This window comes from Sphingosinicella rhizophila, assembly GCF_032378825.1.
GTDB classification, from domain to species: Bacteria; Pseudomonadota; Alphaproteobacteria; order Sphingomonadales; family Sphingomonadaceae; genus Allosphingosinicella; species Allosphingosinicella rhizophila.
The window spans coordinates 188546-210228 of record NZ_JAVUPU010000008.1 but is presented as its reverse complement, the minus strand read 5'-3'; the positions used below and the strand labels follow the sequence as shown (position 1 = coordinate 210228).

Annotated in this window: 21 protein-coding genes; 12 read left to right on the top strand and 9 right to left on the bottom strand. The window is 62.6% G+C overall.

Annotated features, from left to right (window positions below):
* Positions 1 to 53: 53 nt before the first annotated feature.
* From RQX22_RS15650 to RQX22_RS15640, 3 genes are read right to left on the bottom strand one after another with little or no spacing between them, the layout of a single operon-like run.
* Positions 54 to 968, bottom strand: a complete 915-nt coding sequence (locus RQX22_RS15650) for a beta-xylosidase (RefSeq protein WP_315727527.1) — start codon at positions 966 to 968, stop codon at positions 54 to 56.
* On the bottom strand, positions 965 to 1756 hold the full coding sequence (locus tag RQX22_RS15645) for a TIGR04290 family methyltransferase (protein WP_410001651.1): 792 nt from the start codon (positions 1754 to 1756) through the stop codon (positions 965 to 967). Before RQX22_RS15645 ends, RQX22_RS15650 begins: the two co-directional genes overlap by 4 nt.
* On the bottom strand, positions 1753 to 2397 hold the full coding sequence (locus RQX22_RS15640) for a histidine phosphatase family protein (RefSeq protein ID WP_315727523.1): 645 nt from the start codon (positions 2395 to 2397) through the stop codon (positions 1753 to 1755). The genes RQX22_RS15645 and RQX22_RS15640 overlap by 4 nt, the downstream gene beginning before the upstream one ends.
* Before the next feature lie 242 nt (positions 2398 to 2639).
* Between RQX22_RS15640 and RQX22_RS15635 the strand changes: the two genes are divergently transcribed.
* Genes RQX22_RS15635 through RQX22_RS15595 form a run of 9 tightly spaced genes read left to right on the top strand, consistent with a single transcriptional unit; the run spans position 2640 to position 12863 of the window.
* A complete protein-coding gene (locus tag RQX22_RS15635; RefSeq protein WP_315727521.1) occupies positions 2640 to 3773 on the top strand; it encodes an NAD-dependent epimerase/dehydratase family protein in 1134 nt (377 codons plus the stop codon).
* Positions 3773 to 4879, top strand: coding sequence for an SDR family NAD(P)-dependent oxidoreductase (locus RQX22_RS15630; protein WP_315727519.1), 1107 nt, complete (start codon positions 3773 to 3775; stop codon positions 4877 to 4879). The genes RQX22_RS15635 and RQX22_RS15630 overlap by 1 nt, the downstream gene beginning before the upstream one ends.
* Entirely contained in the window at positions 4876 to 5991 is a 1116-nt protein-coding gene (locus tag RQX22_RS15625; protein ID WP_315727517.1) for a glycosyltransferase family 4 protein, read from the top strand. The genes RQX22_RS15630 and RQX22_RS15625 overlap by 4 nt, the downstream gene beginning before the upstream one ends.
* Entirely contained in the window at positions 5988 to 7103 is a 1116-nt protein-coding gene (locus RQX22_RS15620) for a CgeB family protein (RefSeq protein WP_315727515.1), read from the top strand. The genes RQX22_RS15625 and RQX22_RS15620 overlap by 4 nt, the downstream gene beginning before the upstream one ends.
* On the top strand, positions 7100 to 8188 hold the full coding sequence (locus RQX22_RS15615) for a CgeB family protein (protein WP_315727513.1): 1089 nt from the start codon (positions 7100 to 7102) through the stop codon (positions 8186 to 8188). The genes RQX22_RS15620 and RQX22_RS15615 overlap by 4 nt, the downstream gene beginning before the upstream one ends.
* Complete coding sequence (locus RQX22_RS15610) at positions 8185 to 10329, top strand: bifunctional glycosyltransferase/UDP-glucuronate decarboxylase (protein ID WP_315727511.1); 2145 nt, start codon at positions 8185 to 8187, stop codon at positions 10327 to 10329. The genes RQX22_RS15615 and RQX22_RS15610 overlap by 4 nt, the downstream gene beginning before the upstream one ends.
* A 13-nt stretch (positions 10330 to 10342) precedes the next feature.
* Positions 10343 to 10891, top strand: coding sequence for a DUF1003 domain-containing protein (locus tag RQX22_RS15605; RefSeq protein ID WP_315727509.1), 549 nt, complete (start codon positions 10343 to 10345; stop codon positions 10889 to 10891).
* Positions 10888 to 11859 (top strand): MDR/zinc-dependent alcohol dehydrogenase-like family protein, encoded by a 972-nt coding sequence (locus tag RQX22_RS15600; protein WP_315727507.1) that lies wholly within the window; start codon positions 10888 to 10890, stop codon positions 11857 to 11859. Before RQX22_RS15605 ends, RQX22_RS15600 begins: the two co-directional genes overlap by 4 nt.
* Positions 11856 to 12863, top strand: coding sequence for a Gfo/Idh/MocA family protein (locus RQX22_RS15595; protein ID WP_315727505.1), 1008 nt, complete (start codon positions 11856 to 11858; stop codon positions 12861 to 12863). The genes RQX22_RS15600 and RQX22_RS15595 overlap by 4 nt, the downstream gene beginning before the upstream one ends.
* Before the next feature lie 27 nt (positions 12864 to 12890).
* Here the strand turns inward: RQX22_RS15595 and RQX22_RS15590 are convergent, their stop codons facing one another.
* The 5 genes from RQX22_RS15590 to RQX22_RS15570 form a co-directional block, all read right to left on the bottom strand.
* Positions 12891 to 14264: an HlyD family type I secretion periplasmic adaptor subunit gene (locus tag RQX22_RS15590; RefSeq protein WP_315727503.1), complete on the bottom strand. Its 1374-nt coding sequence runs from the start codon at positions 14262 to 14264 to the stop codon at positions 12891 to 12893.
* Positions 14265 to 16004 carry a type I secretion system permease/ATPase gene (locus RQX22_RS15585; protein ID WP_315727501.1) on the bottom strand — a complete coding sequence of 580 codons (1740 nt, stop codon included), beginning with the start codon at positions 16002 to 16004 and terminating at the stop codon, positions 14265 to 14267.
* A 157-nt stretch (positions 16005 to 16161) separates the two neighbouring features.
* Positions 16162 to 17232 (bottom strand): branched-chain amino acid aminotransferase, encoded by a 1071-nt coding sequence (locus RQX22_RS15580; RefSeq protein WP_315727499.1) that lies wholly within the window; start codon positions 17230 to 17232, stop codon positions 16162 to 16164.
* Positions 17229 to 18008 (bottom strand): SDR family oxidoreductase, encoded by a 780-nt coding sequence (locus RQX22_RS15575; protein ID WP_315727497.1) that lies wholly within the window; start codon positions 18006 to 18008, stop codon positions 17229 to 17231. Before RQX22_RS15575 ends, RQX22_RS15580 begins: the two co-directional genes overlap by 4 nt.
* Positions 18009 to 18386: a cupin domain-containing protein gene (locus tag RQX22_RS15570; RefSeq protein WP_315727495.1), complete on the bottom strand. Its 378-nt coding sequence runs from the start codon at positions 18384 to 18386 to the stop codon at positions 18009 to 18011.
* 174 nt (positions 18387 to 18560) lie between these two features.
* Between RQX22_RS15570 and RQX22_RS15565 the strand changes: the two genes are divergently transcribed.
* Positions 18561 to 20120 carry a helicase HerA-like domain-containing protein gene (locus RQX22_RS15565; protein ID WP_410001650.1) on the top strand — a complete coding sequence of 520 codons (1560 nt, stop codon included), beginning with the start codon at positions 18561 to 18563 and terminating at the stop codon, positions 20118 to 20120.
* On the opposite strand, the gene RQX22_RS15560 is transcribed toward RQX22_RS15565, so the two are convergent.
* Complete coding sequence (locus RQX22_RS15560; RefSeq protein WP_315727491.1) at positions 20117 to 20242, bottom strand: hypothetical protein; 126 nt, start codon at positions 20240 to 20242, stop codon at positions 20117 to 20119. The two genes, RQX22_RS15565 and RQX22_RS15560, sit on opposite strands and share 4 nt — an antisense overlap.
* Here RQX22_RS15560 and dapB point away from each other — a divergent pair.
* Together dapB and nth are read left to right on the top strand one after the other, a co-directional pair.
* Positions 20241 to 20939 (top strand): 4-hydroxy-tetrahydrodipicolinate reductase, encoded by a 699-nt coding sequence (gene dapB, locus RQX22_RS15555; RefSeq protein WP_315727489.1) that lies wholly within the window; start codon positions 20241 to 20243, stop codon positions 20937 to 20939. The genes RQX22_RS15560 and dapB overlap by 2 nt on opposite strands.
* Positions 20936 to 21622, top strand: a complete 687-nt coding sequence (gene nth, locus RQX22_RS15550) for an endonuclease III (RefSeq protein ID WP_315727487.1) — start codon at positions 20936 to 20938, stop codon at positions 21620 to 21622. The genes dapB and nth overlap by 4 nt, the downstream gene beginning before the upstream one ends.
* The last annotated feature ends 61 nt before the right edge of the window (positions 21623 to 21683 follow it).

The window sequence follows — 21683 nt, the reverse complement described above, 5'->3', positions numbered from 1 at the left end:
CCACGCCAATGATGGCGGTGTTGATCGTCATGAAGCGGCCTGACGGTGCGCGATCATTCCGCCGCCGCCCTGCGCTCGGCGGGGGCATAGCGATCGATCATGCGGGCACAGAAATCTGCGAAGAGCATGGGATCTTTGGGCGCGCTGGTATGGTGCGGCGCAAGGCCGAGATGTTCGGGTGTGAAACAGAAGGTCACGGTCATTTCGAATTCGGCCAATGCTTCCATCATCCGGTCGCACCAGGCATCCCAACCGGGCCGAAAGCTGTCGGCCCAACTGAGACCGGTGCGCAGATGCCTGACACCAAGCCGCCGCAGCCAGGCAACCGCGTCGTCCAGCCGCGGGTCTTCGAAATGGAACCATTGCATGATACCCATTTCGGGCGCGCACCTGGCAAAATGGTCGAGGGCCGGCTTTGGTGTTCCATCTTCGCGGATGAGACCCATGTAGAAATGCCGATAGTAAGAGGAGCCCTCCGCCTCCCGATGACGGGTTTCGGCACCCCAGGCGCGCGGAAGATCGAAGAGGCTGTACCAGAAGATCCGCGGCACTCGACCGATCAACAGTTCGGCGGTCCTGTCGACCCCGAACACCTGCACTTCTTCGGCACCAAAGCTGCCGACACCTACCTCTGTGGCCCAGATCTCATGGTCCGGCGCAACGGCTTCCATCTCGGCGATCCGTTGCGGCCATTCGTGGATCGGCCAGAGATTCCAGTCGAGCGGAAAACCGTGAACTGCAACGACATCGACATGGTCAAGCACCCCGTGACTGCGCAGCCGCTCGATGAATTGAGGATCGATCGGGGAAATGCCACCCAATACCCGTTTTATAGCGGGGTTGACGACCTCGATCGCCTTGGCGGCCTCGATAGCGGTCGCGGCGTAGAGCGACCAATCGGGATCGATTTCCGGATCCCAATGAGATTTATTGTTAGGCTCGTTCCAGATCATCGCAGCTTCGATCACCGCAGCTCTCCCGTCATCGGATAAACCGCGCCCACGCCGAGGCTGGCGTAGGGCATTTCTCCGCGCCGACAGATATAGACCTCGTCCTCCGCCCTTACCTCGATGGCAAAGCCGGAAGCACGTAACATGGCTTCGGCGCAGGCGCGGTTCGGCACCCACCAGTTGGTCCAGTCGTGGGCATATTCCCGCTCCACGAAGTGGAGTTTCGGATAGGCGGATTCGAAGAAGATATCGGTCTCCTCGAATGGGTAATCCCCTTCGATCTCGATCAGTCGGCGGGACCCTCGCTGCATCGATTGGAAGATGAGCAGGTCTTTGGCGACATGTTCGTGGATGAGGTCCAGCGCCAGCAAGGGATGGCGCAGATGGTAGAGAACACCCATGAAAATGACAACGTCGAACCTCTCCTCCAAAGAACCGACGTCATAGACGGAGAGTTGGCGGAATTCGATGTTCCGATATCCCAGCGCATCTCCGGCAAGCCGAGCCTGAGCGAGGTAGCGTTCGTCACTATCGATGCCAAGCACGCGACCGGCACCGCGCCTCTTCATTTCCATGGAGTAAAAGCCGGCATTACAACCGATATCGAGCACGCTCTTGCCGGTGAGATCCTCCGGCAGGTGATAGGCAAATCGTTGGAACTTCATGTTCGGGTAGTCGCCGAGAAAGTGATCGGGAGCGGTCCAGGTCCCGCCCAGCTCCATGTTATGGAACCATGGGCCGAGTTCCTCGATCCGTTCCTTCAAGGTTGCGGGATCAGGCCCGATGCTCCTGGCAGCAAGGTTCATTGATAGAGCCTTTCGTTGATGGTCATGATGCGAGCGCCCCAATCGCCCAGCATCAGGCGGGAAACCGAAGCGGGATCGATGTCGAAACGGAGCATGTTGTCTAGCGACAGGCCGAGATAATGAGCGATGATGCCGCGGATGATGTCGCAATGCGTGACGCAGGCGAACATCTGCCCCTCATGTTCGCGCGCCAACCATCGCAAAGCTGCAGTCGCCCGCTCCACCGCCTCTGCCATGCTTTCGCCTGCTGGCGGCCGCGCCGTCGCCCGTGACTCGTTCCATTCACACCAAAGGGCATCGCCCTCCAGCTCGTCGAAGCCCAAGCCGCTCCATTCGCCGAAGTCGACCTCGTCCAGTGCATCGACGATCTGCACCTTGAGTTCGTGCCGCTCGGCAATCGAACGAGCCGTATAATAAGCTCGCTCCCGAGGGCTCGAGTAAATCCCCGTAATCGGCGAAGTCGAAAGCAGATCGCTCACGATGTCCGCCTGCCTAAGACCATCCTTGCTCAGTGCCACGTCGCGTCTCCGCCCACTCAGAGTTCGGCCAAGTTCCACATGCGATGCGTGACGGATCAGCAGGATATTCGCCGTCACGCCGTGCCCGAATTCGCCAAGCTGAAGGATCTTTTCATCGTGCAACTCAACAGAGGAGGCCGATAGTTGTTCCCTCGAAACAGAACGGAATCGCAATGAAATTACCTATGGAACCGGAAACTATCGTGGTGGGTTGATCAAGATGAAGCTAAGCCCATGATAACATAAGTTATTAACTTGGGTTTGTGTAACTGCGGGCAAGATGTTGTAAGAGCTGACTACCGTTATACTTGTGTATTAAAACCGTTGTAGAATGTTCTTAATCGCCGGCGTGCTTGTCTACTATCGTGTTGGAGAGTTTTAGATTGCCTGAGACAGTTTTGATTACGGGTGGCGCTGGCTTCATTGGGAGGTCGATCGCACGAGAGCTTCTGCAGCGCGGGTGTCGCGTGAAGCTGCTCGATAGTCTTATCGAACAGGTCCACGGCGACAAAGGGCGTCCTGACGGACTTGACCCTGACATCGAGCTGATCCGCGCCGACATTCGCAACGGCGACGCCGTGGCCAGTTCCTTGAAGGGAATCGACAGCGTCATTCATCTCGCTGCCGAAGTCGGCGTCGGCCAGTCGATGTACGCGGTCGAGAGGTACACATCGGTCAATGATGTCGGAACCGCAGTCCTATTCGAAAAGCTGGTCGAGCAACCCGTCAGGCGCGTGGTCACGGCTTCCTCAATGAGCATCTACGGCGAAGGCCTTTACGAGAATAGTGAAGACAAGCTTGTCGAGGATGCCGAGCGCCGGCCCCGCACCGGAGCCGGCCAATGCTGGGATCCGTTGGACACCGAAGGACGGCCCCTCAAGCCCGTCGCCACGCCGGAATGGAAGCGGCCAAGCCTGGCCTCGATCTACGCACTCAACAAATATGTGCAGGAGCGAACCACTCTTATCATGAGCCAAGCCTATGGCATGGAGGGCGTGTGCCTACGCCTTTTCAACGTCTACGGTCCGGGACAGGCTTTATCCAACCCCTATACGGGGGTACTCGCCATCTTCGCCTCCCGTCTGCTGAACGGACAGCAGCCAATGATCTTCGAGGATGGCGAACAGCGCCGGGATTTCGTCCATGTCGGCGACGTCGCTCGCGCATTTGCCGCTGCTCTGGAATTGCCGCACGCCGCAGGCGAGATCTTCAATATCGGATCCGGGCGCGACCGATCGGTTACCGAGGTGGCCCAAGAGCTTGCTCGCGCGATGGGCAAGGAGGAGATAGACCCCGAAATCGTCGGCAAGTCGCGTGTCGGCGACATCCGCCATTGTTTTTGCGATGGATCGAAGGCTGCTGAAAAGCTCGGCTTTCAAGCGACAAAGGATTTCGGCGAAGGCTTGGCCGAATTGGCATCCTGGGTCGCCGAACAGACTGCTGAAGATCAGGTCGATCTCGCGAGGTCCGAGCTCGAAGCCAGGGGCTTGGTTGCGTGATGCGCCGCATGAGTCCCGATCCGATCGAGGGTCGGCCGGTGCTGATCACCGGCGGGGCCGGCTTCATCGGCTGCAACATCGCCGACCGTCTCGCCGAAGAAGGTCATCAAGTGCTCATCTACGATGCCATGTCGCGGCCGGGGGTGGAGAATAATCTCGCCTGGCTGAAGGAGCGGCACCATGGCCGGATCACCAGCATCGTGGCCGATGTCCGTGACGAGGATGAGCTCGTTCGCGCAGTGCGCGAAGCGAAGGCGGTGTTTCACATGGCAGCGCAAGTCGCCGTTACCACCTCGATGATCGATCCGCGCGAGGATTTCGAGATCAACCTCAAGGGCACGATCAACCTGCTCGATGCCTTGCGACTCGAAGGAAACGGCACACCCGTCGTCTTCGCCTCCACCAACAAGGTCTATGGCGATCTCAGCGATCTACGATTCCGACTAGAGGATCGCAAATATGTACCGAACGACCTCTTCGTCGCATCCGCTGGCATAAATGAGGAACGACCGCTCGACTTTCACACGCCTTATGGCTGTTCCAAAGGCGCCGCCGATCAATATGTACTCGATTATGCCCGCAGCTTCGGACTGCGCTCCGCAGTGATACGAATGAGCTGCATCTATGGCGTGCGCCAGATGGGTACCGAAGATCAGGGATGGGTCGCGCACTTCCTGATCCGGGCACTGGGAGGGCAGCCGATCACGCTGTACGGCGACGGCTATCAGGTACGCGACATCCTCGACGTGTCGAATGCGGTCGAAGCCTATTTGCGGGCATGGAAGAAGATAGACCTCGTCAGGGGCCGCGCCTTCAACCTGGGCGGCGGACCCGCAAACGCCGTTTCCCTGCGCGAGCTGATAGCGCACATGGCGGAGCTGCTGGGTCGTGAAATCGACATAAGGTTCTCCGACTGGCGCGCTGGCGACCAGCTTCACTTCGTGGCCGATACGAAAGCAATTCGCGACGCGCTGGATCTATCGCCTGCGGTACCGTGGAAGGAGGGAGTCGCGGGGCTCGCCGACTGGCTGCGCGAATCCCGTAGCGGGCGGAGCGACCCGACCCTACGGGAAAACGGATTTGCATCGGCACGGGCGGCATCATGAGCGACATGCGCATAATGATGACGGCCGATGCCGTGGGCGGCGTGTGGCAATATAGCATCGACCTTGCCCGCGGCCTTTCCAGACTTGGCATCGAAACAGTGCTGGCGACGATGGGGCCCGCCATGACCGCACGGCAACGCGCAGAGGCTGCCGAGATACCCGAGCTTAGGCTGATCGAGACCGGCCTCGTTCTCGACTGGATGGCGAGGGATGCCTCGGCCGTGCGCGAGGCCAGCAGTGCGATCGAACAGATCGCGAAGGAATGCGAAGCGGATATCATCCAACTTAGCACCCCTGCCCTGGCCGCCCAAAGTCGCTTTCACGCACCGGTCGTCGCGGTTCAGCACAGTTGCGTCGCCACCTGGTGGGACGCGGTGCACGGCAGCGAGCTTCCGGCCGATTTCCAATGGCGGGCCGAACTCGTCCGACAGGGACTGGCCGCCGCGTCGATTGTCATCACGCCGACAGCCGCCTTCGGGCACATGACGCAGCGCCGCTACGACCTGCCGACGGTGCCGCGCACGATCCACAATGGCCGGACGCCGTTGGCGCTGACCCCGCGAGCCGCGCATGATTTCGTTTTTACCGCCGGCCGGCTATGGGACGACGGCAAGAACCTGCGAACGATCGATGCCGCCGCTGCCCGAATCGGGGTTCCCATCCACGCTGCGGGATCCGTCCTGACGCCGCAGGGTGCCGAGGTGAAATTCGATCATATCCACTGTCTGGGGCTACTGGACGAAGATCAGCTCGGGCAGTGGCTCGCGGCCAGGCCCGTATTCGTCTCCGCCGCCCTCTACGAGCCGTTCGGGCTCGCGGTGCTGGAAGCGGCGGCAGCCGGCTGCGCGCTGATCCTGTCCGACATCCCGACCTTTCGAGAGCTTTGGGAGGATGTCGCGATCTTCATCCCTGCCCGAAACCATAATGCGTTCGCGCATGCCATGGCCGAGCTGGTCGGCGATGATTGCGAGCGCGCAAGGATGGGACGGGCGGCACGGGAACGGGCTGCGCGTTTCACGCCGGACGCGATGGCCGCGCAGATGGCCTCGATCTACCGAAGCCTGCTGCCGGCGGCGAGCGGTCCCCGTCTTACGTCGAGAGTCGCGGCATGAAGTTCGTTTATTTCACCCATTCGCTCGCGTCCTGCTGGAATCATGGGAACGCGCATTTCGTGCGCGGTGTGTTGCGTGAATTGATTGGCCTGGGCCATCAGGTCGACGTACGGGAACCGGCTGCTGGCTGGAGCCTCTCCAATCTCCTGAAGGATCATGGCGAGGAAGGCCTCGACCCGTATCGGAAGGCCTATCCCGAGCTCCATTCAACCAGCTTCACCAAGGGCTCGGATTTCGCAGCGATGGTCGATGACGCCGACGTGGTCATCGTACACGAATGGAACGATCATGACCTGGTCGCCAAGCTCGGACGGCTGCGCGCCGGGGGCGGAGCCTTCACCTTGCTCTTCCACGACACGCATCATCGCGCCGTCAGCGATCCCGAGGCGATGCAGGCCTATGACCTTTCCGCCTATGACGGGGTGCTGGCGTTCGGCGAAGCGTTGGCGGAGGTCTATCGCAGCTGGGGCTGGAGAGAAAATGTCTTCGTCTGGCATGAAGCCGCCGACATTCGACATTTCCACCCGCCGGCCGACGGAGGCAGCCGCCAAGGGCTCACCTGGATCGGCAATTGGGGCGAGGGCGAGCGCACCAAGGAGTTGAAGGAATTCCTGTTCTGCCCCGCGCGAGCGGCCCGCCTGGATCTCGACGTCTATGGCGTCCGTTACCACGAGACGGCGAAGGCGATCGTCAGGCGCTATGGCGGCCGCTATCATGGCTGGCTTGCCAACGCCCGAGTACCGCAGGTGTTCGCCCGGCACATCGCCACGATGCATATCCCGCGACGCTTCTACACGAAGCTGCTTCCCGGCATTCCGACCATCCGCATATTCGAAGCCCTGGCCTGCGGAATCCCGCTCCTATGTGCACCTTGGGCCGACAGCGAAGGCCTGTTTCGCCCCGGCAGCGACTTCCTGATGGCCGCGGACGGTCGCGAGATGGAGCGACACATGCGCGCCATCGCCGAAGACGCGGAGCTTCGTCGCAGCCTCGCCGCCAGCGGCCTCGAGACCGTTCGGGCCCGCCACACATGCGGCCACCGCGCACGGGAATTGTTGGCCATCGTCAATCATCTCACCTTCCCGGCGGTCGCCTTGCGGAGCGTTGCATGAAAATCGCATTTTACGGTTCCAGCCTGCTTTCATCCTACTGGAACGGCGCGGCCACTTATTATCGCGGTCTGCTGCGCGACCTCGCCGGCCGAGGTTATGATATCAGCTTCTACGAGCCCGATGCTTTCGACCGACAGCAGCATCGCGACATAGATCCGCCGGATTGGGTCAGATCGATCGTCTATCCGGCGACAGCCGAGGGCCTGAGCGCAGTGCTTGCAGAGGCGAAAGCGGCGGACATTGTCGTGAAAGCGAATGGCGTGGGCGTATTCGACAAGGAGTTGCTGGAGGGGATCGTCGAGCATAGCCGCGCCGACGCCATGCGCGTGTTCTGGGATGTCGATGCAGCGGCGACATTGGAGGAGATGCGCGCAGACGAAAGCCATGTCGTCCGCCGCATGCTTCCTTCCCTGGACATGATCCTCACCTATGGCGGGGGTCCGCCGGTCATCGACGCTTATGAAGGCTTTGGCGCGCGCCGCTGTATACCGGTCTATAATGCGCTCGATCCCGACACGCATCATCCGGCAGAGCCCGATCGACGTTTCGCAGCTGATCTCGCCTTCCTCGGCAATCGCCTGCCGGACCGGGAAAAGAGGGTGGAAGAATTCTTTCTGAAGGCAGCGTCGGCATTGCCGGCCCGGCGGTTCCTCATTGGCGGCAATGGCTGGGAATCCAAGGCGATGGCGGAAAATGTCCATCATGTCGGGCACGTCTATACGCATCAGCACAACGCCTTCAATTCGACGCCGCTGGCGGTGCTGAACGTCGCCCGCGACAGCATGGCCGATATCGGCTTCTCCCCCGCCACCAGGGTCTTCGAAGCAGCCGGCGCTGCCGCCTGCCTGATTACCGATGCGTGGGAAGGAATCGAAACCTTCCTGAAGCCGGATGAAGAGGTGCTGGTGGCAAGGGACGGTCAGGACGTGGCGGAGCATGTCCGCGCGCTGACGCCCGAACGTGCGAGCGCCATCGGCCGCGCCGCGCTGACACGGACGCTGGCGGAAAACACCTATGCCCATCGGGGTGCGCAGGTCGATGCAATATTCAAACGGACTGCCCAGCCGGAAAGGAGCGCGGCATGAAAGTCGTTGTCCTGGGCCTAAGTCTCTCCTCCTCCTGGGGAAACGGCCACGCCACTACCTTCCGCGCGCTGCTGCGCGCCTTTGCGGCACGGGGGCACGACATATTGTTCCTGGAACGAGACGTGCCGTGGTATCGTAAGAATCGCGATATCGCCGACCCGGCTTATTGCAGGCTCGAATATTACGGCTCCGTCGAAGAGCTGAAAGCTTGGCGCGCGCCCATCGAACAGGCTGATGCGGTGATCGTCGGATCCTACGTCCCGGACGGGGCTGAAGTAGGTCGATACGTGCAGCGCACCGCACGCGGGATAACCGCATTCTACGATATCGATACGCCTGTGACCCTGGCCAAGCTGGAACGCGGCGACACCGAATATCTGTCACCGGACCTGATCCCGGACTACGACGTCTATTTGTCGTTCACTGGCGGCCCCATCCTGGAGCGGATCGAGCGTGAATATGGCTCGCCTGCGGCGCGTGCGCTTTATTGCTCGGTCGATTCCGAAGCCTATCCGGCACTGAAGCTACCCAAAAGATGGGATCTCACCTATCTCGGGACCTATAGCGAGGACCGCCAGCCGACGCTCGAGCGGCTCTTGATCGAGCCGGCGCGGCGTCTGCCGCACCTGCGCTTCGCCGTTGCCGGGCCACAATATCCGGAAGGCATCGATTGGCCGGACAATGTGGAGCGTATCGACCATTTGCCGCCAGCCGAGCATCCCTCCTTCTACGCCGCATCTCGTTATACCTTGAACGTCACGCGTGCGGACATGATTGCCGCGGGATGGTCCCCGTCGGTGCGGCTGTTCGAAGCAGCGGCTTGCGGAACTCCAGTCATCTCCGACGTGTGGGATGGGATAGGCGCCCTGTTCGAGCCGGATCGCGAGATCTTGCTGGCCCAAAGCACCGCTGAGGTGATCGAGCGCCTTTCGGAGAGCTCGGCCAGATCGGCCGAAAAGATCGGCAGCGCGGCAAGGGCGCGTATTCTTGCCGCCCATAGCGCCGTCCACCGCGCGAGGGAGCTGGAGACATATCTCGTCGACGCGACCGCAGCCCGGCGCAAGCCCATCGCTTTTACCCCCAAGGAGCAGCCAGTGATGCAGAAGGATCAGAAGATAGCATTGGTGACCGGGGGTTCGGGGTTCATCGGCTCCCATATTTGCGAGGCCCTGCTCGCCGAGGGCGCCCGGGTTCTATGCCTGGACAACTTCCTCACCGGGCGACGCGAGAATATCCGACACCTTGAGCGGGATGACCGTTTCGAGCTGCTCGACTGCGACGTGATCGATCGGCTCCCATTCAGGATACGCGGCGGCCGCACCCGCTTCACCCATATCTACCATCTGGCTTGCGCCGCCTCACCCCCGCATTATCAAGCTGATCCGGAGCATACGATGCTCACCAACGTCGTCGGAACCCGCAACATGCTCCATCTTGCGGAGCAAAATGGTGCACGCCTGCTGCTGACGTCGACAAGCGAAGTCTATGGCGATCCCGAGGTTCACCCGCAGTCCGAAGATTATCGCGGATGGGTGAGCTGCACGGGGCCGCGCGCCTGCTATGACGAAGGCAAGAGAGCTGCCGAAACTCTGGCATTCGACTATCTGCGGAACGCGCGTGCAGAGGTGCGGGTGGCGCGCATCTTCAACACCTACGGCCCCCGCATGCGTCCGGACGATGGCCGTGTCGTTTCCAACGTCATCTGTCAGGCGCTCGCCGGCGAGGACATCACCATCTACGGCGACGGTGCCCAGACGCGCAGTTTCTGTTATGTAAGTGACCTGGTGGACGGCCTGATACGCCTAATGGATAGCGATAAGGCGGTCGGCTTTCCCGTCAACCTCGGCAATCCCAACGAGCTTACTGTCAGCGACCTCGTCGATCGTGTGTTGGCCATGACGAATTCCCGCTCCCGCGTGATACACACCGAACTGCCGGAAGACGATCCGCGCCGCCGAAAACCCGACATAGGCCGGGCCAGGGAGTTGTTGGATTGGGAGCCGAAAGTCTCGCTCCAACAAGGCCTGGAAGCGACGATCGCGTGGTTCAGGCAAGAGGGGGACATAGTCGAGCCTTGGCGCGGCGTCGCCGGAGCGGAAGGAAGTGGAGCGGAGCGCAGGCTCATCCAGGCTGCCGAGTGACGCTGGCCCAGTGGTGGGAGCCGCTCCAAAGCCGAACCCGACGATCGGCCCACCTGGACCGACCAGCCTCAACAAGGCGCTCGATCGCAATATCGAGGCGCTCCGGCTGCGGCATGAGAAGTCTGCGCAGGCAGCCAGCTTTCAGGAGAAATTGGCGGAAACGATCACCCATTTCACGGGCAGCCTCCGCTTCGTCTATCTCCACCTTGCCGCTTTCGGTTCCTGGATCGTCATCAATCTCGGCTGGATCGAAGCGATCGTGCCCTGGGATCCTTCCTTCGTCATGCTCGCAATGATCGCATCTGTCGAAGCGATATTTCTTTCGACCTTCGTGCTGATCAGCCAGAATCGCATGGCAGCCGAGAATGAGAAACGCGCCAGTCTCGATCTTCAGATCAATCTGCTGGCCGAACATGAGGTGACAAGATTGATGAGCCTGGTGTCCGCTATCGCCGACCATTTTCAGGTCAAATGCCCACTTCCGGATGAACTCAAGGAACTCGAGCGCGACGTCGCGCCCGAAGTCGTTCTCGATGCAATCGAAGAGCGGGGTGCAATATGAGCCGGGCTACGATGCTGGCCGCCGTGATCACCAGCCCGGGCAGAGCCGAGATACAAGAGGTGACGGTGCCCGAACCCGGCCCGCGAGAGGTCCGGATCAAGCTCGAAGGCTGCGGCGTATGCGCCTCCAACCTGACGCCATGGGCAGGGCCGGACTGGATGCAGTTTCCGACAAGCCCCGGAGCATTGGGTCATGAAGGATGGGGGTCAATCGATGCCGTAGGTTCCGACGTCCCCCATCTCTCCCGAGGAGACAGGGTCGCGAGCCTCAGCGGCAACAGCTACGCCGAATTTGATGTGGCCGACGCCTCGGCGGTCATACGGTTGCCGGATGAGCTTGCTGACCAGGACTTCCCCGTCGAGCCGTTCGGCTGTGCGATGAACATTTTTCGCCGCAGCGGCATTGAGGCGGGACAGGACGTCGCGGTGATCGGCATAGGCTTTCTCGGGGCGATCCTGGTCAAGCTCGCCTCGGATGCGGGTGCGCGTGTGATCGCCATCTCACGCCGCCCCTGCTCGCTCGACCTTGCGCGAAAAATGGGAGCGGCCGAAACCATCCCGATGGATGATCATGGGGCGATCATCGATCAGGTGAAGGCCTTCACTGACGGCCGCCTTTGTGACCGCACGATCGAGGCCGTGGGCAAGCAATGGCCCCTCGACCTTGCAGGGGAACTGACCGGCGAGGGTGGCAGACTGATCATCGCCGGCTATCACCAGGACGGACCGAGGCAGGTAAACATGCAGATGTGGAACTGGCGCGGCTTGGACGTGGTCAACGCACACGAACGAAACCCGCAGACATGCCTGCAAGGAATGAGGGAGGCGATAGACGCCGTGGCAAGCGGACGCATCGATCCGGATCTCCTGCTCACCCACCGATACCGTCTGCACGAGCTAGGTGAGGCGCTCGACGCGACGCGGGACCGCCCGCCCGGCTTCGTGAAGGCGCTGGTGATGCTGAGATGAGCCGTCCCCGGCTCGGCTTCCTCGGCGTGGGCTGGATCGGCCGCAGCCGCATGGAGGCCATACTCGCCACTGACACTGCCGACGTCGTTGCGATATCCGACCCGGACGCCGACATGGCGGCCGCGGCGAAAGCGATCCTGCCCTCTGCCGCGCTCGTGCCCTCGCTGGAGGCTATGCTGGCGCTTGCGCCGGACGGGGTCGTGATCGCCACTCCGAGCGCGCTTCATGCCAGCCAATGCATCCAGGCGCTGCAATCGGGAGCCTCGGTATTCTGCCAGAAGCCACTGGGCCGCAATGCGGCTGAGGTCGAACAGGTGGTGGCAATCGCGAAAATGAACGACCGGTTGCTCGGGGTGGACCTATCCTACCGTTGCACCGCGGCGGTGCAGGCAATTCGCGAGCATATCCGCGCAGGAACGCTAGGCGAAGTCTATGCAGCGAACCTTGTATTTCATAATGCATACGGGCCCGACAAAGCATGGTTCCGCAACCCCGCTTTGTCGGGCGGCGGGTGCATGATCGACCTTGGCGTCCATCTCGTCGATCTCGCATTGTGGTTGTTCGATTTCCCGGCGATAGAGCAGGTTTCCTCACATTTGTTCAGTGGGGGGCGAACGCTGGCACGCGGAGAGGTGGAGGATTATGCGGTCGCCTCGCTCGACCTCGCCAACGGAGCCAATGTGCAGATCGCTTGCTCGTGGCATTTGCCGGCGGGTTGCGATGCCGTCATCTCCGCCGAATTCTACGGGACCCGGACCGGTGCAGCCATGCGGAACCAGAACGGCTCCTTCTACGACTTCACGGCGGAGCTTTTCACCGGCACGCAGAGTCAAATTCTTACAGAACCGCCCGATGCCTGGCCCGGACGCGCCGCTGCCGATTGGGCGCGAGGTCTCGCGGCCGGCGATGGATTTGCGAAGTCGACCAGCGGGCTGTTGGAGACGGCCCATGCTCTCGACGAAATCTATCACCGCGCTCACGCGCCGCACACCCGGCAAGCTTGACCCGCCAATCCCGGTCCTGGTTATTCATCAGGCCTCGCGGAACGAGCGCCAGATCGTGTCCGTGAGCGGATCCAGCAGATATTGAAGGGCGCTCCGCCTCCGCAACGGCACCAATATTTCGACCGGCATGCCAGGCTTCAGGCTGAAATCAGATCCGCGATGCTGCCGCAATATCTTCATCTGGTCCGGCAGCACGACGATCTGACCGGTGAAAAAGACCTCGCCCGTATTTTCGTCGGCGAAGCTGTCGGCGGAGACCCGTTCGACCCGCCCGGCAAGCGGCGGCATGTCACGATCATGCAGGCCCGGGAAACGGACGTCCGCCCCCTGCCCCTGCTTCAGATCGTCGACATCGTCGGGCGAGAATCGTGCCTCCACCACCAGAGCGGACTTTTCCGGCACGATGTCCATCAGCTTCTGGCCCGGCGAGACCACGCCGCCAATTGTGAAGACCGACAGGCCGACGACGGTACCGGTGGCCGGCGCCCTCAATTCGGTCCGCGCCACCTGGTCGCGCGCGGCATCCCATTTCGGCCCGAGATCGCCCAGCGAATATTCGACGTCGCGCAATTCTGTCGCAATCCTGTCCTGTTGACCCTGCGAGGTTTCGACGACGCGCAGACGGCTTTCGCCCATCGACGCCGCCGATTCCGAGATTGCGGCTTCGAGGCGGCCGCGCTGGCCGACGAGATCGGCCCGCGCCCGTTCCAGCGCACGTATCCTGTTCTTGCTGACGAAGCCCTTTTCGGCGACCGTCCGCAGGGATTCCAGCTCCTCCCCGATAAGCCGTTCCTGCTCGTTGATCGACGCAAGCTGCCGACGATAGCCCTGCCCCTGCTGCCCGACCTGCATGCCTTGCTGTCCAAGGACATTCCGCTGCGTCGAAAGCAACGAAGCGCGGGCGCGAAGCTGCATTTGCTGAACCCTCATGGCCCGGCCTGCCTCCGCCTTGTCCTCGTCCGAGAGGGTCGCGAATTCGACTGGCAGCGGAATGGCTGCGAGGCCGAGCTGCTCGCTGCGCAAGCGGGCGCGCTGGGCGCGAAGGCCGATCACCTGCGACGCCAGCGCCCGCTCCTGCGCCTGCGCTTCCGCGGATGCCAGCCGGACCAGCACATCGCCCTTGCGCACCTTCTGTCCTTCCTTGACGAAGATGGCGCCGACGACGCCGCCGTCGCGATGCTGGACGCTTTGCCGCTGGCCCGAGACCGCTACCCGGCCCAGCGCGACGGCGGCAGCGTCCAGCCGTGCGAAGGCGGCCCAGCCCAGGAACAGGACGAAAAACAGACCGGCGACAACCAGGCCTGCGCGTATCTCCCGCGTGGGCGCATCATCCATCGCCGCGGGCTTCGCGGAGAAAGGCGTCATTTCCCGAGCAGAGGCCTCGATCAGGTCCCGCGCCATTCAGCCGGCTCTCCGTTTCTTCTCGAGCGAGCGGGGCGCCCCACCCTTCAACCGTTCCAGCACTTCGTCCCTCGGCCCGAAAGCCTCGATCCTGCCATTCGCGAGGACCAGGATCCTGTCGACCACCGCCATGATGCCCATCCGGTGTGCGACCACCATCACTGCCGCGCCATCAGCCTTGGATTGTTGCAACGATTGCACCAGGCTCGCTTCTCCCTCGGAATCGAGATGCGCGTTGGGCTCGTCCAGGATCAGCAAATTCGGCCGGCCGAAAAGCGCGCGAGCGAGCGCCACCCGCTGCGCCTGGCCCGCCGAAAGGCCGCGCCCTCCCCACCCCAGCAAAGTGTCATAGCCGTTGGGAAGCCGCAGGATCATGTCGTGAGCGCCGCATGCCATGGCAGCCGCCACCACCATCTGGTCTATGGATGCGGAGCCGCCGGCATCCACTGCGAAACGGGCGATATTCTCCTTCACGGTGCCACCGAACAAAGCCGGATCCTGCGGCAGATAGCCGAGATGGGCGGCCAGTCGCTCCGGATCCCAATCCGAACGGTCCGCGCCGTCGAAGCGGATCGAACCCCGGTCCGGCAGTATGCCTCCGGCGATGGCACGCGCGAGGGTCGACTTGCCGGCCCCGCTGGGGCCGACCACCGCGACCACTTCGCCCGGCATCATGCGGAAGGAAACATCGCCGAGGATCGCGCCGTCCCGGGCCGCGTTGAGGATAACCAGATTCTCGACGGCGAGCTGCCCATTCGGTGGCGGAAGTTCGGTCGGAACGATCCGCTCGTCGCGACCTTCCAGCAACTGGTCGAGCGTAGCATAGGCGCCGCGGGCATGGACGATGTTCCTCCAATTGCCGACCAATTGGTCGACCGGCGCGAGCGCGCGTCCCAGAAGAAAGGAGGAGGCGAAAATCGCGCCGGCCGAAATCAGATTGTCGATTGCCAGCAGGGCGCCAAGACCGAGGGCAAGCGACTGCAACGCGATACGGAGGAACTTGCTCAACGCCACATGGAAGCTGGCCGCGAAATTTGCCTCCGCCTGCAGCGCCATCATCCCTTCCCGTTCGTCCAGATGCCGCTCGACCATGGCCCGGCGCATGCCGAGGGCGCGGATAACCTCGGCACCCGCCATCGACTGTTCCTGACTCACATAGGATCGGTTGGCGGCCTCATTGGCACGCTGCAGCGGCGCGCGGGTTGCCGCTTCGTTGCGCCAGGCTACCGCAAGCACGATCAGGGTTCCGGCCAAGGCGAGCAAGCCGATCGCAGGATGGATGAGGAGGCAGACCAATATGTAGATCGGCACCCAGGGAGCATCGAACAGGGCGATCATGGCGGGCCCCGTCAGCACCTGGCGGAGCCGGTCGAACTCGCGCATCGCCTGCTTGTTCATCGTGTCGCGCGTGCCGCCCGGCTGCGCGATGACCGCGTCGACGATCGTGCCCGAAAGCTGCCGATCGAGCCGGGCGCTGGCCCGCACCAACAGGCGGGAGCGAATGAAATCCAGCAGGGACAAGGTCGCGAGTGCGAAAACCAGCACGATGGTCACGAAAAACAGGGTCGTTGCGCTGCGCGAGGGCACGACCCTGTCGTATATCTGCAGCATGTAGATAGTCGGGGCGAGGAAGAGCAGGTTCAGCAATGCGCTGAAGCTCGCCGCCCACAGGAAATGGCGCTTCACCGCCGCGAGGGCTGCGCGCAAGGGCGCGGCGTTGGAGGCGGGAAGTCCCAGCATGTGCAACCGTTACTAGCCGTCACCCCTTGGCGCAGCAAATATTCGTTGCCGTCGGCAAGATGAACGCCAGGGGCTGAACTCAGCGCATCAAGTCAATCGCCAGTGCCTCATGTCGACGATCGGCCGTTTTACCCACGAATTTCAATCGCAGGGGATGTCAATCGTCAATATCCATGGTCCAGCCAAAGCTGTCTGGACCCTCCCGGGTCTGGATGGCAAGGAGGGCGCTGCGAAGGCCGTCCGACACGAGACTTTCCGACAGCCGGTAAATTCTTCCATCCGCATCGCCGAGTTCAGAGACCGAGGTGACGATAGCGGCAGTCCCAGTGGCGATGACTTCCGTGCATCTGCCAATGGCGATGTCGGTCAGCAATTCATCGATCGCAATCGGCCGCTCATGCACGACCAGTCCCTGCGAGTGCGCCAGGGTGATCACGGAATCCCTGGTTACGCCCTTCAGGATCGAATCGGTCAGCAGCGGCGTATGCAGTTCGCCGTCGATCACGGCGAACATGTTCATGCCGGAAAATTCGTCGATCAGACGCCGCTCGACGGGGTCGAGCCAAAGCGCAACGCCATAGCCTTCCTGCACTGCGCGGCTGGTCGCCCGCATCGCGGCCGCATAGTTGCCGCCGGTCTTGGCAAAGCCGACGCCGCCCCGTGCCGCCCGGACATCGTCGCGTTCTATCCGCGCGCGCATCGGCCCGGACGAGTAAGGATCGGAAGGGCTCGCCAGCACCATGTAACGATAGGCGTTCGAATTGGCGACGCTATAGCCTGGATCGGTCGAAAACAGGATCGGACGAAGATAGAGGGACGCCCCTTCGCGGTCTGGAACGACGTCGGCGCATGCCGATACCAAGGCCTTGATCCCTTGCAGGAAGAGCGCTTCGGGAACGGCCGGCATGCCGATCCGCGCTGCGCTCGCGGCAAAGCGCGCGCAATTGACCAGGGGTCGGAAAAGGTGCGGCGGCGCGGGCCGGGCGCGGTAGGCCTTCATCCCCTCGAAGATGGATTCCGCGAACTGGACGGTACGCGAATTGGGCATGATCGAGATCGGACCGAACGGGAGCAGTTCCCCCGGTTGCCATGCGCCATCCCGATACTCGGCGCTGAACATGACGGGAGCCGGAACGATACCGAATCCCAAGGTCGCCGGAGCCGAATAAGCGGCCAGTGCGGCGTCAACGCCCGGCGCGACCGAATAAGGCGCGATCGTCTCCGTCAAAACAGCCCCCGGTTCCAGCCGCCATCGACCGACAGGGAAATGCCGGTGATATAGGCGGCCTGTTCGGAGCAGAGAAAGGCGGCAGCTGCTGCGAACTCCTCCGGCGTGCCAAGCCGGCCAACCGGTATCTGAGCCTCCCAGTCGCCGATGACGTCACCGGCGCTGCGTCCGGTCGTTTCCGCCATCTGGCCGGACAGTTCGGCGATCCTGCCCGTCAGTGTGTAGCCCGGCAGCAGATTGTTGACGGTGACGCCGTCCCGAGCCGATTCATTGGCGCAGGTCTTGACGAAGGCCGCCACTGCCGCCCTGGCCACGTTGGAAAGGATCATTCCGGCCGCCGGCTGCTTCAGCATGCAGGACGTTATTGTCAGGATTCGTCCCCAGCGCCGCTCCCGCATCGACGGCAAGGCCGACCGGGTCAGCGCAACGGCCCCGCCAAGATGTTCGTCGAGAGCGGCGGCGAAACGCCGATCGTCATGGGATTCGAAGGGACCCGATGGCGGGCCGCCGCTATTGATCACCAGGATGTCGAGCGGACCCAATCTGGACGCGGCTTCATCCACCAACGCCGCCCGCGCTTTATGATCGGTCATGTCGCAGACCAGGGGGACGGCGCCATGGCCGATCGTCTCGGCCGCCGCCTCGATCCGCTCGCTGCTGCGCGAGCTCACCGCGACCTTGACCCCCTCCGCGGCAAGCCCGCGGGCGATGGCCAGGCCCAGGCCCCCGCTGGCGCCGGTGACGAGCGCCGTCCGGCCTGCGATCTTCAGGTCCATTTATTTGCTCCTCAGATAGGCATCGCTCCCATCGATCCAGTCCTGACGCGGCGGATTGAACACATCCAGCTCGAACGTATCCTCCAGGGCCTCGGCGCTGTGGAGAAGGTTGCTGGGGATGAACAGCACCTCGCCGGCACGAACCACGACCTCCTCGTCCTGGTCCTCCCCGAAGAGGAAACGGAGAGCTCCCGTGATCATATAGGTGACCTGTTCATTATGGTGGCGATGGGCCGGAACGAGATTTCCCTTCGGCAAAGTGATCTGGGCAATCATCAGATCGTCGGAATGGACGAAGCGCCGCGTGATCGTTCCGGACATCTGCTCCAGCTCGACATCGTCCCATTTGTAGGCGATCGCCTTTGCAGCGCTGGTCATGGTCAATGTCCTTCCGATCGGGTGGCAGATGCAAGGTGAAGCGAATCGAATCGATCACGTCCAGCCGGCATAAACCAGATCGCGGAAATGTCGGCAATTGTCGGTATTCGGGGCTGGCTTTAGCTGCCGTTTCGCGTCCAGAATGGAATCACGGCCTGATCAGGGAGCATGAACTTGGACGATCCATCGAGCATCCTCATCGGCGTGGGCGGCGGACAGCCGCAGCGCCTCATCCTCAGCCGCGCCAATCGGCACGGCCTGATCGCCGGCGCCACGGGCACCGGCAAGACCGTCACCCTGCAAGGCCTGGCCGAGGAATTGTCGAGGGCCGGCGTGCCTGTGTTCGTCGCCGATGTGAAGGGCGACCTCGCCGGCATCGCCATGGCAGGATCGCCGACCGCCAAAAGCCATGAGGCGTTCACGACACGGGCGGCCGAGCTCGGCATCGACGATTATGCCTATGCCGACAATGCGGCGGTGCTCTGGGATCTTTACGGAGAGCAGGGCCATCCGGTCCGCACGACGATCAGCGACATGGGGCCGCTTCTGCTGGCGCGCCTCATGAACCTCAACGAAACCCAGGAAGGCGTACTGAACATCGCCTTCCGCGTGGCCGACGAACAAGGATTGCTGTTGCTGGATCTCGCGGATCTGCAAGCCTTGCTGGTCCATTGCGCGGAGAATTCCACCGCGCTTTCAGCGAAATATGGCAATGTCACCAAGCCCAGCGTGGGCGCGATCCAGCGGCAGCTCCTGCAACTGGAATCGCAGGGCGGAGAGCTATTCTTCGGCGAGCCTGCGCTCGACATCAACGACCTGCTGGCGCTGGACGATCAGGGCCGGGGCACCATAAACATCCTCGCCGCAGACAAATTGATGGCGAGCCCGCGCCTCTACGCCACCTTCCTCTTGTGGCTCCTGTCCGAGCTGTTCGAAGAACTGCCCGAGGTGGGCGACCTGCCCAAGCCCAAGCTCGTCTTCTTCTTCGACGAGGCGCATCTGCTATTCGACGAGGCACCGAAAGCCTTGCTCGAAGCCGTCGAACAAGTGGTGCGGCTTATTCGATCAAAGGGCGTCGGGATCTATTTCGTCACCCAGAATCCGATCGACATTCCCGAAGAGATAGCGGGGCAGCTCGGCAACCGCATCCAGCATGCGCTGCGCGCATTCACGCCAAAGGATCAAAGGGCGATCAAGGCTGCGGCGGAGACTTTCCGGATCAACCCGAAACTGGACGTCGCCACGGCGATCACGGAATTGCGGGTCGGCGAGGCTCTGGTCTCGCTGCTGCAGGAAGACGGGGCCCCTTCCCCGGTCGAACGCACGATGATCCGCCCGCCGCGTTCGCGTCTGGGGCCGCTTTCCGCCAAGGAGCGCGCGATCCTCCGTTCGATTTCGCCCGTAGGCGACAAATATGACATGCCGGCCGACCGTGACAGCGCCGAGGAGCTATTGGCCGCACGGGGCGCCGAGGCCGCGGCCGCGGCTGCCGCGCTCCAGGCCAGGGCCGCCGAAGAAAAGGCCGCGGCCGAGCGCGCCAAGATCGAAGCGCGTGCGCAGATCGAAGCGCAGCGGGAGCAGGCGCGGCTGGAACGGGAGCGGCGCGCCAATCCCCCGCTCGCCGAGCAGTTGACCCGTCAATTGGGCAAGACCGTCCAGCGGCAGATCGTCAACAAGGTGGCCGGTTCGCTCGTCAGGGGCTTGCTCGGCGGATTGTTCAAGGGACGATTCTAGCGCATCGCATGTCCCGACAGGCCGCCAGACAGGACTTTCTTCGCGCAGCGTTGGGACGGAACGGCGGCGTTGCGAATATCGGCGGTCTCGCTCATGAAGCGCGCGAAGAAAGGATGGGCCATGATCACGATTTCTACCTTTGGCGGTGACGGCCATATGGCACAGGCGATCGCGGAGGCCCTGGCCCCACGCACGGATGCCAAGCTGGGCGAACATGGACCGGATGTGTTCCTGGATTTTTCCGTGCCGGAGGCGATCGAGAAACATGTCGCCGCCGCAGTCGCGGCCAGAAAGCCGCTGCTGATCGGTACGACGGGACTTACACCCGACCATCATCGAATGATTGAAGAGGCGGCGTCCAGCATCGCGGTCATTTATGCCGCCAACACGTCCCTGGGCGTGAACCTGCTCGTCCACTTGGTCACCGAAGCCGCCCAGCGGCTGGACAATGAGTGGGACATCGAAATCGTCGAAATGCATCACCGATTCAAGGTGGACGCGCCGTCCGGAACGGCGCTCGCCTTGGGCCAGGCGGCGGCCAAGGGGCGCGGCGTCGATCTCGATGCGGTCAGCGACCGTGGGCGCGACGGCATGACCGGCCGCCGCGAGCCCGGCCATATCGGCTTTGCGGCGCTGCGCGGTGGATCCGTATCGGGCGAGCATAATGTGATCTTTGCAGCCGACGGCGAGCGGCTGGAACTCGGCCATCGTGCCGAGAGCCGGGCCATCTTCGCCCGCGGTGCCGTCACGGCCGCCTTGTGGCTGATTGGCAAGCCGCCGGGGCGCTACACAATGGCGGATGTGCTGGGGCTGAAGTGAAAAAGGCCGAGATTGCGGAATTCTACCGGCGGCTGGCCGATCGCACGCCCAATCCCGAGACCGAGCTCGACTATGTCAACACCTACACCTTGCTGGTGGCGGTGGTGCTCTCGGCGCAGGCGACCGATGCCGGCGTGAACCGCGCGACCCGTGAACTTTTCAAGACGGTGACCACGCCCGATGCGATGGTGAAGTTGGGTGAGGAAAGGCTTCGGGACGCGATCAAGACGATCGGCCTGTTCAACACGAAGGCTAAGAACGTGATCGCGCTCAGCCAGGCGCTGATCGAGAAACATGGCGGCGAAGTGCCAGCCAGCCGCGAGATGCTGGAGACGCTGCCCGGCGTCGGGCGCAAGACGGCGAATGTCGTGATGAACTGTGCGTTCGGGGAAGAGACGTTCGCGGTGGACACCCATGTCTTTCGTGTCTCGAACCGCACCGGCCTTGCTCCGGGCAAGACAGTGGTCGAGGTCGAGCGCAAGCTCGACAAGGCGACGCCCCCACCCTATCGGCGCGACGCCCATCATCTGCTGATCCTGCATGGCCGCTACGTCTGCAAGGCGCAGAGGCCCGAATGCTGGCGTTGCGTTGTCGTGGACTTGTGCCGCTATCGGCCCAAGACACCGCCGCCGGGAGAGAAGAAGAACACCAAGCCGCGTGCGCCCCGGGTATCGCGGCGCTGATCGCTGCGAACTCAGCACAAGAAAAGGACGCCGACGGCCAAACCGCCTGCGCCCGTTCCTA

Bases quoted from the DNA above. Each gene is read 5' to 3' on its own strand.
- RQX22_RS15645 (WP_410001651.1), bottom strand. From the start codon at position 1,756: ATGAACCTTGCTGCCAGGAGCATCGGGCCTGATCCCGCAACCTTGAAG.
- RQX22_RS15630 (WP_315727519.1), top strand. From the start codon at position 3,773: ATGCGCCGCATGAGTCCCGATCCGATCGAGGGTCGGCCGGTGCTGATC.
- RQX22_RS15625 (WP_315727517.1), top strand. From the start codon at position 4,876: ATGAGCGACATGCGCATAATGATGACGGCCGATGCCGTGGGCGGCGTG.
- RQX22_RS15620 (WP_315727515.1), top strand. From the start codon at position 5,988: ATGAAGTTCGTTTATTTCACCCATTCGCTCGCGTCCTGCTGGAATCAT.
- RQX22_RS15615 (WP_315727513.1), top strand. From the start codon at position 7,100: ATGAAAATCGCATTTTACGGTTCCAGCCTGCTTTCATCCTACTGGAAC.
- RQX22_RS15610 (WP_315727511.1), top strand. From the start codon at position 8,185: ATGAAAGTCGTTGTCCTGGGCCTAAGTCTCTCCTCCTCCTGGGGAAAC.
- RQX22_RS15600 (WP_315727507.1), top strand. From the start codon at position 10,888: ATGAGCCGGGCTACGATGCTGGCCGCCGTGATCACCAGCCCGGGCAGA.
- RQX22_RS15595 (WP_315727505.1), top strand. From the start codon at position 11,856: ATGAGCCGTCCCCGGCTCGGCTTCCTCGGCGTGGGCTGGATCGGCCGC.
- RQX22_RS15590 (WP_315727503.1), bottom strand. From the start codon at position 14,264: ATGGCGCGGGACCTGATCGAGGCCTCTGCTCGGGAAATGACGCCTTTC.
- RQX22_RS15585 (WP_315727501.1), bottom strand. From the start codon at position 16,004: ATGCTGGGACTTCCCGCCTCCAACGCCGCGCCCTTGCGCGCAGCCCTC.
- RQX22_RS15575 (WP_315727497.1), bottom strand. From the start codon at position 18,008: ATGGACCTGAAGATCGCAGGCCGGACGGCGCTCGTCACCGGCGCCAGC.
- RQX22_RS15570 (WP_315727495.1), bottom strand. From the start codon at position 18,386: ATGACCAGCGCTGCAAAGGCGATCGCCTACAAATGGGACGATGTCGAG.
- dapB (WP_315727489.1), top strand. From the start codon at position 20,241: ATGATCACGATTTCTACCTTTGGCGGTGACGGCCATATGGCACAGGCG.
- RQX22_RS15560 (WP_315727491.1), bottom strand. From the start codon at position 20,242: ATGGCCCATCCTTTCTTCGCGCGCTTCATGAGCGAGACCGCCGATATT.